This is a genomic window from Rhizobium sp. ERR 1071 (genome assembly GCF_007828675.1).
In the GTDB taxonomy this organism is placed as follows: Bacteria; Pseudomonadota; Alphaproteobacteria; order Rhizobiales; family Rhizobiaceae; genus Rhizobium; species Rhizobium dioscoreae.
In genome coordinates this window covers 1,057,774-1,068,127 of record NZ_VITM01000001.1, presented here as the reverse complement: position 1 = coordinate 1,068,127, position 10,354 = coordinate 1,057,774, and the positions used below count along the sequence as shown (strand labels likewise).

6 protein-coding genes are annotated in these 10,354 nt (G+C 60.8%); 5 read left to right on the top strand and 1 reads right to left on the bottom strand.

What is annotated here, in order from left to right; translation table 11 throughout:
- The first annotated feature begins 257 nt into the window (after positions 1–257).
- The 5 genes from FBZ99_RS05335 to FBZ99_RS05315 all read left to right on the top strand — a co-directional run bounded on the left by FBZ99_RS05335 (position 258) and on the right by FBZ99_RS05315 (position 7,822).
- Positions 258–713 (top strand): cytochrome c-type biogenesis protein, encoded by a 456-nt coding sequence (locus FBZ99_RS05335; protein ID WP_145631828.1) that lies wholly within the window; start codon positions 258–260, stop codon positions 711–713.
- A gap of 167 nt (positions 714–880) precedes the next feature.
- A complete protein-coding gene (locus FBZ99_RS05330) occupies positions 881–2,437 on the top strand; it encodes a Do family serine endopeptidase (protein ID WP_113330810.1) in 1,557 nt (518 codons plus the stop codon).
- A 103-nt stretch (positions 2,438–2,540) separates the two neighbouring features.
- A complete protein-coding gene (locus tag FBZ99_RS05325; protein ID WP_069616091.1) occupies positions 2,541–3,299 on the top strand; it encodes a response regulator transcription factor in 759 nt (252 codons plus the stop codon).
- Positions 3,296–4,711, top strand: coding sequence for a sensor histidine kinase (locus tag FBZ99_RS05320; protein WP_113354028.1), 1,416 nt, complete (start codon positions 3,296–3,298; stop codon positions 4,709–4,711). Before FBZ99_RS05325 ends, FBZ99_RS05320 begins: the two co-directional genes overlap by 4 nt.
- 153 nt (positions 4,712–4,864) lie before the next feature.
- On the top strand, positions 4,865–7,822 hold the full coding sequence (locus tag FBZ99_RS05315; protein WP_145631776.1) for a bifunctional [glutamine synthetase] adenylyltransferase/[glutamine synthetase]-adenylyl-L-tyrosine phosphorylase: 2,958 nt from the start codon (positions 4,865–4,867) through the stop codon (positions 7,820–7,822).
- Here the strand turns inward: FBZ99_RS05315 and FBZ99_RS05310 are convergent, their stop codons facing one another.
- Complete coding sequence (locus FBZ99_RS05310; RefSeq protein WP_145631774.1) at positions 7,823–10,138, bottom strand: PAS domain-containing sensor histidine kinase; 2,316 nt, start codon at positions 10,136–10,138, stop codon at positions 7,823–7,825.
- Positions 10,139–10,354 lie beyond the last annotated feature (216 nt).

The window sequence follows — 10,354 nt, the reverse complement described above, 5'->3', positions numbered from 1 at the left end:
GCAACCATGCGAAAACTCCTCACCATCCTCAACGCCATCATTCGAGACGCAAGACCATGGCAAAACGCTTGACAGCAAAGACAGTCGCTCTCCCCGAGGGGAGAAGGGGAAATTGCCGCTGTGGTGCCGGTATCGCACAAAAGCCAGTCGAGGAAGACTGCAGCGGTTTTCCCTTCTCCCCTCGGGGAGAAGGTGCCCGAAGGGCGGATGAGGGGGTATTGCGTGTTAAGAATAGCGGGGCCGGGAAGAAGGTAGCGGTGTTCGCGCGCCTGCTTATGTTGTTGGCATTGCTCTTTGCTGCGGCCCCTGCCTTTGCCGTCAATCCCGATGAAGTCCTCTCCGATCCGGCCTTGGAGGCACGGGCACGCACGATCTCGGCCGAACTGCGCTGCATGGTCTGCCAGAATCAATCTATCGATGATTCCAATGCCGATCTTGCGCGGGACCTGCGCTTGCTGGTGCGCAAGCGCCTGACCGATGGCGACAGCGATCAGCAGGTGCTGGATTACATCGTCTCGCGCTACGGCGAGTTTGTGCTGCTCAAGCCGCGCTTGAGCGAGAAGACATACATCCTCTGGGGAGCACCGATCGTGCTCTTCGTAGCAGGCGGATTGGCCCTTGCCTTTTACGCGCGCCGCCGCGTCGGCGAGCGCACCGGCAGCGCTTTGAGCGCCGATGAAGAGGCGCAGCTTAAAGATATCCTCGGAAAGTGACCCGACTGTCGTCTTTCGTCATAATGTTGCACCGATACCTTACATTACGAATTTTTCATGGGGCGGACAGTTCGTTGTAAGGTGCCGTGCCCTATATCTTCATTATGGCGCAACACAGCCGGTTTGGCCGGCGCAAATCTGACGAGAAAAGAGAAGGTAATTCGCATATGTTCAGGAATATCAAGGACACTTTGTCCCGCAGCACCGCTATGAAGGCTTCCGTCGTCGCCGGCCTCGCTGTTGCTGCCCTGGCAACGGGTGTTCCGGCCGTCGTCACCGGTGCCTATGCCGATGCCGTCAACGTTCAGGCGCCGCAGGTTCCGAGCTTTGCCAATGTGGTCGACGCCGTATCGCCGGCCGTCGTTTCGGTCCGCGTCGAATCCCGTGTCAATCCGGTTGCCGATGACGACGATTCCTTCGGTCTCGGCCGCGGCTTCGATGATCTTCCGGACGATCACCCGTTGAAGAAGTTCTTCCGCCAGTTCGAGCAGCAGCAGGGCCGCGGCCAGCAGCATGGCCAGAACCAGCAGAAGAATTCCGATGACAAGGGTCGCCTGCGTCCGGTCGCTCAAGGATCCGGCTTCTTCGTCTCCGAAGACGGGTACATCGTCACCAACAATCACGTCGTTTCCGACGGTGCCGCTTTCGTCGTCGTCCTCAATGACGGCACCGAACTCGACGCCAAGCTCGTCGGCAAGGATAGCCGCACCGACCTCGCAGTCCTCAAGGTCGATCCCAAGGGCAAGAAGTTCACCTATGTCGGCTGGGCCGATGATTCCAAGGTCCGCGTCGGCGATTGGGTCGTTGCCGTTGGCAACCCCTTCGGCCTCGGCGGCACGGTCACCGCCGGTATCGTCTCGGCTCGAGGCCGCGACATTCATTCCGGCCCCTATGACGATTACATCCAGATCGATGCGCCGGTGAACAAGGGCAACTCGGGTGGCCCGACCTTCAACCTCAACGGCCAGGTGGTTGGCATCAATACCGCGATCTTCTCGCAGTCAGGCGGCAGCGTCGGCATCGCCTTCGCAATCCCGGCGACCACCGCCAAGGACGTCGTGACTGACCTGATCAAGACCGGCACGGTTTCACGCGGCTGGCTCGGCGTTCAGATCCAGCCCGTCACGAAGGACATCGCCGAATCGCTCGGCCTTGCCGAAGCAAGCGGCGCTCTGGTCGTCTCCCCGCAGGATGGCTCGCCTGGCCAGAAGGCCGGCATCAAGAATGGTGACGTCGTCACGGCGGTCAATGGCGATCCGGTCAAGGACCCGCGCGATCTCGCTCGTCGCATCGGCGCCATGCAGCCAGGCTCCAAGGTTGAGGTTTCGCTGTGGCGCGGCGGCAAGTCGCAGTCGGTCACGGTCGAACTCGGCACATTGCCTGCCGATCAGAACCAGGCTTCCAATGACGACTCGCAGCCGGATCAGCAGCCGCAACAGCCATCCTCCGAGAAGGCGCTGGCTGACCTCGGTCTCACCGTCGGCCCTTCCGACGATGGCAAGGGTGTTGCGATCACCGCGGTCGATCCCGACTCCGATGCCGCCGACAAGGGCGTGAAGGAGGGCGAGAAGATCACCTCGGTCAACAACCAGCAGGTCTCGAACGCCGGCGATATCGCCAAGGTCATCGAGCAGGCGAAGAAGGATGGCCGCACGCGCGCCCTGTTCCAGATTCAGTCCGGCAATGGCAGCCGCTTCGTCGCTCTGCCGATTAATGCCGGTTGATCCTTTAAACGAATGAAATGAATCAGGAAGCCGCGCAGGCCACGGCTTGCGCGGCTTCCTTTTTAGAACATGTCAAGATGACTGGCTCCAAGGCAGGTGAAAGATGACAACCGCTGGCCAACATGCCGTGAATTCCTCCGATTCTGGTTGTGCCGAGGCAGCCTCGGCAGGTAATGTCGCCCATATGAAGATTCTGATCATCGAAGACGATCTCGAAGCGGCGGCTTATCTCACCAAGGCGTTTCGCGAGGCCGGCATCATTGCCGATCACGCGAGCGACGGCGAGAGCGGTCTCTTCATGGCCACTGAAAACACCTACGATGTCGCCATCATCGACCGCATGCTGCCGCGCCGCGATGGCCTCTCCGTCATAAGCGAATTGCGTCGCAAGGGCGTTCACACGCCGGTTCTGATCCTTTCTGCGCTCGGTCAGGTCGATGACCGCGTCACCGGCCTGCGCGCCGGCGGCGACGATTACCTGCCGAAGCCCTATGCCTTCAGCGAGCTTTTGGCCCGCGTCGAGGTGCTCGGCCGCCGCAAGGGGACGCCGGAACAGGATGTTCTTTATCGCGTCGGCGATCTGGAACTGGACCGCCTCTCGCATGAGGTGCGCCGCGGCGGCAAGGAAATCCTGCTGCAGCCGCGCGAATTCCGCCTGCTGGAATATCTGATGAAGAATGCCGGCCAGGTCGTGACCCGCACCATGCTGCTGGAAAATGTCTGGGATTATCATTTCGATCCGCAGACAAACGTCATCGACGTTCATGTCTCGCGTCTGCGCTCCAAGATCGAGAAGGATTTCAGCCAGCCGCTGCTGAAGACGATTCGCGGCGCCGGCTACATGATCAAGGACGAGGGATGAGCCGCTTCCGCGTCCTCTTCAAGTCCACCGCAGTCCGCCTTTCCGCCCTCTACATCCTTCTTTTCTCGCTTTGTGCCGCGACGCTCGTCTTCTACGTCACGGCCATGTCCGAACGGCTGCTGACGGGGCAGATCCGCGATGCAGTCCAGCAGGAGGTTAGTCAGGTCAAGCGCGCCTACGACATCGGCGGTCTGAACCTGCTTCTGCGCACCATGGAGCGCCGCGCCCGTCAGCCGGGTGCCAATCTCTATGTCATTGCCGGGCCATCGGGCGATATCCTGGCCGGCAACGTCGCCTCCGTGCAGCCCGGTGTGCTCGGCCAGGCCGGCTGGACGGAGTTGCCCTTCTCCTACGAGCGCTACACCGACGCCTCCAACGATCCGGAGCGCCGGCATCTGGCAATTGCCAATATTTTCATTCTCGACAACGGCTTGCGCATCCTGATCGGCCGCGACCTCGGCGAGCCCGAGCGCTTCCGCGTGCTGGTGCGCCAGGCGCTGATGCTGGCGCTGGCGATCATGGGCCTCGGCGCACTGGTCATCTGGTTCGGCATCGGCCGCAACGCATTGAAGCGCATCGATCGTATGACGGATGCCAGCCGCAAGATCATGGCGGGCGATCTCTCGCAGCGGCTGCCGGTCGGTGGTTCCGGCGATGAGTTCGACCGCATGTCCGCCTCGCTGAATGCGATGCTCGAGCGCATCGAGAAGCTGAACGAAGGGCTGCGGCAGGTCTCCGACAATATCGCTCATGACCTCAAGACGCCGCTGACGCGCCTGCGCAACAAGGCCGCCGATGCGCTCGACAGTGCCGACAGCGAGGGGCGTCGCGTCGCTCTTGAGGGTATTATCGGCGAATCCGATCAGCTGATTCGCACCTTCAATGCCCTTCTGATGATTTCCCGCGTCGAGGCGGGGTCGGTGGCGGCGGAAATGACTGAAGTCGATCTCTCTTCCATCGTCGCCGATACCGCCGAACTCTATGAGCCGGTCGCAGAAGAGGCGGGTCTGACGCTGACGGCCGATATCGAGCCGAATGTCGAAATTCAGGGCAATCGCGAGCTGATCGGTCAGGCACTCTTCAATCTCATCGACAATGCCCTCAAATATGCGACGGGCTGCAACGGCGAGCAGACGATCACCTTCAAGCTGGCGCGCACCAACGACGCCGTGACGCTCGCGGTCGCCGATCATGGGCCAGGCATTCCCGCCCATCAACGTGCCGATGTGGTCAAGCGTTTCTTCCGTCTGGACGAAAGCCGCTCGAAGCCGGGAACAGGCCTCGGCCTTGCACTGGTGGAGGCTGTCATGGAGCTGCATGGCGGTCGGCTTGAGCTTTCCGATACGGTCCCCGACAGTCCCGACGCGAAGGGATTAACGGTCACCATGATCTTCCCCATGCAGAAACAATAGGTTAATCCTGCACTAGAGCCGGATGATTTTAGGTCGAAACGACCTGAAATCTGAATCCGCTCTAGCGTCAAAGAAGTAGAGCATGATGTTATCCGAAAACCGCTCATACTTTTCGGCATCATGCTCTATCCGCTTGCTGTTGGGGAGAACTGCATGACGACGCAAAGCGATTTGCTGCGGGATGTTCCGGCCGGGCGGTTGCGGCCGTTGAACCAGACGGAGACGAAGTCTGCGCTTGCCGATCTCAAGCAGATCGCCGGAACGGAGCCGGTCGTTGCCGATCTCCTTGCGGGCGAGAGTGCGTTGCGGGATTTCATCGTCGCGGCTCTGACCCTGTCCCCTCATTTGCGCGAAATCGCCAATCTCGAACCGTCGCTCCTCGTCGCCGCGATCGAGAAGCCGCTTTCGCCGCAGATCGAAGGGCTGGTGGAAGAGGCTCGCCGCGCCTGGCTGCCCGCGGATGGGGTAGGTGCCTCTCCTGCTGAATCTGAGGTAATGAGCCGTCTGCGCATTGCCAAACGCCGTGCGGCCTTCCTCGTTGCCCTTGCCGATCTCGCGCGCATCTATGACGGCAGGGTGACGACACGCTGGCTGAGCAGGCTTGCGGAGGCCTCCATCTCAGCGGCGATCGATCACCTGTTGCTGTCGTCGCACGAGGCCGGCAAGATCGTGGTTCCCGATCCCGCCGCCCCGAGCAGGAAATCCGGGTTGATCGTCCTCGGGATGGGCAAGCTCGGCGCCGAAGAGCTGAACTATTCCTCCGACATCGATCTGGTTGTCTTTTTCGACGAGACGGCAGGCATCGTGCCCGATCCCGATGATGCCATCGACATCTTCCCGCGGCTGATGCGCCGGCTGGTGCGCATCCTGCAGGAGCGCACGGCAGATGGCTATGTCTTCCGCACCGATCTCCGTCTGCGTCCCGATCCCGGCTCCACGCCGCTCGCGATCCCTGTGGACGCTGCGATGATCTATTACGAGGGCAGGGGGCAGAACTGGGAGCGCGCTGCCTTCATCAAGGCGCGTCCCATCGGCGGTGATATCGCTGCCGGTCAGGCTTTCATCCGCGATCTCGTGCCCTTCGTCTTCCGCAAATATCTGGATTACGCCGCGATATCAGACATCCACTCCATCAAGCGGCAGATCCACGCGCATAAAGGACACGGCGCCATCGCGGTCAAAGGCCATAACGTCAAGCTTGGCCGCGGCGGCATTCGCGAGATTGAGTTCTTCGTGCAGACGCAGCAGCTGATTGCTGGCGGTCGCATGCCGTCTCTGCGCAGCCGATCGACGGAGGAGACGCTTTTCGAGCTGACCGAGGCGAAGTGGATCGATGCGGAAACGCGCGACGAACTGGTGACGGCCTATTGGTTCCTGCGCGACGTCGAGCATCGCATCCAGATGGTGCGCGACGAGCAGACGCATCTGTTGCCGGAAACCGATGCCGAACTCCGCCGCATCGCCTACATGATGGGTTTTGCCGACGTGTCGGCTTTTTCCGAAACGCTGGTGACGACGTTGAAAACCGTCGAGCGCCGCTATGCGCGCCTGTTCGAACAGGAAACCAAACTATCGAGCGAAACCGGCAATCTGGTCTTTACCGGCCAGGGCGACGATCCCGATACCCTGGAGACGCTACGCCGTCTTGGCTTCGATCGCCCCTCTGACATCGCCAACGTCATCCGCACCTGGCATTACGGTCGATATCGCGCGACGCAATCGGTAGAGGCGCGAGAACGGTTGACGGAACTGACGCCGGAGCTGCTGCGAGTCTTTGGCGAAAGCAAGCGTGCCGACAAGGCTTTGTTGCGCTTCGACAGCTTCATTTCCGGCCTGCCGGCAGGCATACAGCTCTTCTCGCTGCTCGGGAACAATCCGGCGCTTCTCTCGCTCATCGTCAACATTATGTCGTCGGCGCCGCGACTTGCCGAGATCATCGCGGCCAAGCCGCATGTCTTTGACGGCATGCTGGATCCAACGCTGATGGCGGAATTGCCGACGCGCGACTATCTGGCGGAGCGCCTCCAGAGCTTTCTTGCCCCGGCACGGCATTATGAGGAGACGCTCGATCTCTTGCGCATCTTTGCCTCCGAACAGCGTTTCCTGATCGGCATTCGCCTGTTGACGGGTGCAATCGGCGGGGTCATGGCGGCACGCGCCCTTACTTATCTTGCCGATCTCATCGTCGAGGCGGCACTGGACGCCGTCATAAAGGAAATTCGGGCGGCGCATGGGGACTATCCCGGCGGGCGAGTTGCCATCGTCGGAATGGGCAAACTTGGCAGTTTCGAGCTCTCGGCTGGTTCCGATATCGATATCATCCTGCTTTACGATTACGACGACGCGGCCAGCGAATCCGATGGTCCGAAGCCGCTCGATGCCACGCGCTATTTTACCCGCGTCACGCAGCGCCTGATCGCGGCCCTTTCGGCGCCGACGGCCGAGGGCGTGCTCTATGAGGTGGATATGCGCTTGCGTCCCTCCGGCAACAAGGGGCCGGTCGCCACGCGCATCAATTCCTTCGAGAAATACCAGCGCGAGGAAGCCTGGACGTGGGAACATATGGCTCTATCGCGGTCGCGCCTGATCTGCGGCGACGAGAAGCTGGTGAACGATGCGGAGCGCGTCATAGGCGAGGTTCTTTCGACAAAGAGAGATGTCGCCAGGATCGCTAAGGATGTTCGCGAGATGCGCGCCCTGATCGAACAGGAAAAGCCGCCGGAAAGCATCTGGGATCTGAAACTGATCCCCGGCGGCCTGATCGATATCGAATTCATCGCGCAATATCTGCGGCTGATCGCGTCGGTTCGCGGCGTTGGCATCGATGCAAACGGCCTCAGCACCGCCGAAGCGTTGAAACTGCTCGGCGGCAGCCTGATGGATCGCAACGATCTGGACGTCTGCCTGGAAGCTCTGCAGCTCTATACGGAAGTGTCGCAGCTTATCCGCCTTTGCATCGATGGCACGTTCGATCCGAAAAACACGCCTTCCGGCCTGATCGAACTGGTTTGCCGCGCCGGCGATTGCCCGGATATCCGCACGCTGGAAGCGGAGCTGAAGCGCCTGTCGAAGGCCGTTCGGAAAGTATTCCAGGCAACAGTCGGAAGCTGATCAGCTCTGATCCGGGATGCGGATTGCGATCACCGTGCCGATACCTTCGCGCGAGCGGATGCGCATGCGGCCTTGATGCAGCGCGGTCAGCGATCTGGAAATGGCGAGCCCCAGGCCGGAGCCTCCCTTGCTCTTGGCATATTGGCTCTGCACCTGTTCGAAGGGCTGGCCGATCTTGCCGAGCGCCGATTTCGGAATTCCGATACCGGTATCGGCGATGACGAGCATGACGGCATCGTCGACCCTGCGTGTGCGAACCGCGATGCGGCCGCCGTCATTGGTGAATTTCACGGCATTGGAGAGCAGGTTTAGCACGATCTGCTTCATCGCCCGCCGGTCGGCATTGAGCTTGATCTCGGAGGAAATATCCTGCTCGACGAGAATATTCTTCTGTGCGGCCGGAATGCGGGTGAAGCGCAGGCATTCCTCGATGAGCGGTGCGAGATTGATCCGCTCGCAGGAGAGCTTCATGTGCCCGGCTTCGATCTTGGACATGTCGAGAATGTCGTTGATGACGTTGAGCAGATGTTTGCCGCTATCGTGAATGTCCTTGGCATATTCGTTGTAGCGCGCAGAGCCGAGCGGGCCGAACATCTGATCCTGCAGGATTTCCGAGAAGCCGAGAATGGCGTTGAGCGGCGTGCGCAGTTCATGCGACATGTTGGCGAGGAATTCCGATTTGGCCCTGTTGGCGGCTTCGGCGCGCTCCTTCTCGGCGAGATAATTGGCGTTGGCGGTCGAAAGCTCCGCCTTCTGCTTCTCCAGGATCTGCCGCGATGCGGAGAGATCATTGATCGTTGCCATCAGCCGGCGCTCGGAGTCGCGAAGGCGCTCCTGATTGCGCTTGAGCTGTGTGATGTCGGTACCGACGGAGACAAGGCCACCGTCGCGGGTGCGCCGTTCGTTGATCTGCAGCCAGCGCTCGTCGGCGAGCTGCACCTCCGTCGTCTGCGAATGATTGGAGCGGCCGGGATCGACGATGCGGCGCTCGATGACCGGCCGTGCCGCAGCGGCATTGACGACGGCGCGTTCGGTGCCTGGCACGAGCACATTGTCGGGCAGGCCATAGGCCTGCTGGAAATGGGCGTTGCACATCACCAGGCGATCGTTTTTGTCCCACAGCACGAAGGCTTCGGAGGTGCACTCGATGGCATCGGCCAGCCGCTGGTCGGCTTCGGCATAGCGCTGCGCCAGCCGGTGCTGTTCGGTCACGTCCATCGCGATGCCGATCATGTGGACGCGGCCGGAATTGGTGCGGATGACCTGGGCGCGGGCGCGCATCCAGACATAATGCCCTTTGGCGTGGCGGATACGGAGGATCTGGTCCACTTGGCCGGCATTGCCGCGGGTAACTGTGCGGGCAAGCATATGCAGGCTGTTGTCGTCCGGATGCATCAGCCGCGCCGCGTCTGTGAAAGCGAGTGGCTTGTCGACGACCGGCAGCCCGAGCATGTCGTACATCGACCGCGACCAGAAGAATTGGCGGCTGGTGAAATCGAAATCCCAAAGACCGCAGCGCCCGCGCGACAGTGCGGTCTCGACCCGCAGGTTGGATTCGAGGAAGATTTCGTCGGCGTCCCGGGCGCGTTTCACCTGCGTATAATAGGCGTAGAGGATGACGAGCAGGATGGAGGATATGCCGGCAAACAGTGTGACGTTCAGCGTCAGCTCGTCGCGCCAGAGCTTGTCGATCTGATCCATCGATGCAGCCGACAGAATGAAATCACCCTTGTCGCCGATCAGGGAAATGGCTGCGTAGAAGGGCTCGCCGCCAATCATGGTCTCGATTACGCCGGCATGGTCGCCAAAACTGCGGATGGCCGTCACTTCGGGAAAGAAGTCGGAGACGAGCATTCCGATATAGCCTGAGCCGGCGGCCGATGAGCCGAACACCCGGCCGCTTGCCTGCACCAACAGGACGAAAGCGCCGGTGTCCAGTCGATCCTGCGGCAGATAGGAGGCCAGTTTCCGTTCTGCGCCGCTACGGTCTCCCGCCTGGAACAGGCTGGCGTCATTCGAAAAGGCGGCGGATGCGGCGGCGATGGAAAGAGAGGTCGTTCGGCGGGCCGCCGCCGCCATGCGGCTATGCTCCGTGATCATGCCGAAGAAATGCGAGGCGGCGACGACCATCAGGAAGGAAACGATGAGGACGGGAATGATGCGCTTGAGAATATGCTCCGTCTGCGGAAAACGACGCGAAATCGTCTCCACCCGCACTCCGGTTCGATCGGTAACGCCGCTATGCCAGGATTTCAGACCGTCGAAATTAACACGCAGCCGTCCATCGGCCGCGGTTGCCCGCCGCACGTCCACCATCGCTTTAGCCTTGTCCCTCGTGTGATTCGCTGCGCCGCTCGCCCGAATCTGCCCTAATGAATCATTCGTGATTCGGCTTGTCCAGAGGGTGCGGTAAAACTTTCTTAACCATCTGCGATTTCAGCATGTTTTGCACACGCAGCGGTAGGTTGCATGCTTTCGGGACTCGTTGAAGCTGAAAAGGCCAATGCAAATCAGCCTTTGAAACCGGCGCAC

Coding starts and splice junctions, on each gene's coding strand:
- FBZ99_RS05330 (WP_113330810.1), top strand. CDS start 881: ATGTTCAGGAATATCAAGGACACTTTGTCCCGCAGCACCGCTATGAAG.
- FBZ99_RS05325 (WP_069616091.1), top strand. CDS start 2,541: ATGACAACCGCTGGCCAACATGCCGTGAATTCCTCCGATTCTGGTTGT.
- FBZ99_RS05320 (WP_113354028.1), top strand. CDS start 3,296: ATGAGCCGCTTCCGCGTCCTCTTCAAGTCCACCGCAGTCCGCCTTTCC.
- FBZ99_RS05315 (WP_145631776.1), top strand. CDS start 4,865: ATGACGACGCAAAGCGATTTGCTGCGGGATGTTCCGGCCGGGCGGTTG.
- FBZ99_RS05310 (WP_145631774.1), bottom strand. CDS start 10,138: ATGGTGGACGTGCGGCGGGCAACCGCGGCCGATGGACGGCTGCGTGTT.